The 1,111-nt window shown below is 69.8% G+C and carries 1 protein-coding gene; it reads left to right on the top strand.

The window, feature by feature from the left end:
* Positions 1-42: 42 nt before the first annotated feature.
* Positions 43-1,086 (top strand): IS630 family transposase, encoded by a 1,044-nt coding sequence (locus GQS09_RS28280; protein ID WP_313896387.1) that lies wholly within the window; start codon positions 43-45, stop codon positions 1,084-1,086.
* The last annotated feature ends 25 nt before the right edge of the window (positions 1,087-1,111 follow it).

Genomic DNA, 1,111 nt, shown 5'->3' with positions numbered 1-1,111 from the left:
TATTGATCCGGAACGGTTGAGTTGCCTGCTCGTTGGCAGGGCGTGATCGAGGTTGAGGACGCGCGTCGGCTGCATCCTGCCACGCGGGAGGTAGTGCGGCTGCGGGTGGTGGCCGCGCTGGAATCAGGGCAAGTGCGCACCTACCGGCGGGCGGCCGAGGTGTTCGGGGTCAGCGAGCGGTCGGTGGGCAGCTGGTGGCGGGCCTACCGTGACGGCGGGCGGGACGCGTTGGCGGTGCGGCGCACCCGGCGCCCGGGACCGCACGAGCTGATCAGGGATGAGGAACGGGGCACGCTGTTCCAGGCGATGGCGGACTACTCGCCCGAGGAGCTGCTGATCGGCGGGCCACTGTGGACGCGGGCCGCGGTGCGGGAGCTGGTCCGGATGGTGACCGGGGTGGTGATGACCGAGCGCGGAGTGGGCAAGTGGCTGCGCCGGCATGGCTTTGCCCCGCAGCGCCCGGCCCGCCGCGCCTACCAGCAGCAGGAGAAGAAGGTGCGCGCTTGGCTGGAAGAGGAATACCCGACCATCGCTGCCCGTGCGAAGACGGAGAAGGCCATGGTGGCCTGGGCGGACCAGTGCGGGCTGCGTTCGGACACGGCTCCGCCCGGCCGCTCCTGGGCGCCGAAGGGCCGCACCCCGGTGGTGCGGGTGAACGGCAAGCGGCTGCGCGTGAACGTCATGTCCGCGATCGCCTCGCGCGGCGCGCTGTGGTTCACCGTCTTCACCGGCCGCTTCACCGAGAAGGTGTTCACCGGCTTCCTGGACCGGCTCGCCCGTCAGGCAGGCCGGAAGGTCCACGTGATCGCCGACCGGCACCCGGTCCACCGCTCAAAGGCCGTCCGCACCTGGCTGGAGGAGAACGCCGACCGCGTCGAACTGCACCTGATGCCCGGCTACAGCCCCGAACTCAACCCCGACGAGCTGCTGAACGCCGATATCAAGCGGCACGTACACGCCTCCCGCGCGCGCTCAGTAGACGACCTCGCCCACGAGACTCGCCGTTTCCTCCGCCGCCGACAGCGCCAACCCCACATCGTCCGCGGCTACTTCCACACCCGACACGTCCGCTACACGATCATGTAGGCAACCCAATAGTTCCGGCTCAATA

Source organism: Streptomyces sp. YIM 98790, from assembly GCF_011421595.1.
Taxonomy (GTDB): domain Bacteria; phylum Actinomycetota; class Actinomycetes; order Streptomycetales; family Streptomycetaceae; genus Streptomyces.
The sequence above is the reverse complement of the archived record's forward strand: the minus strand, read 5'-3'. Positions and strand labels throughout refer to the sequence as shown.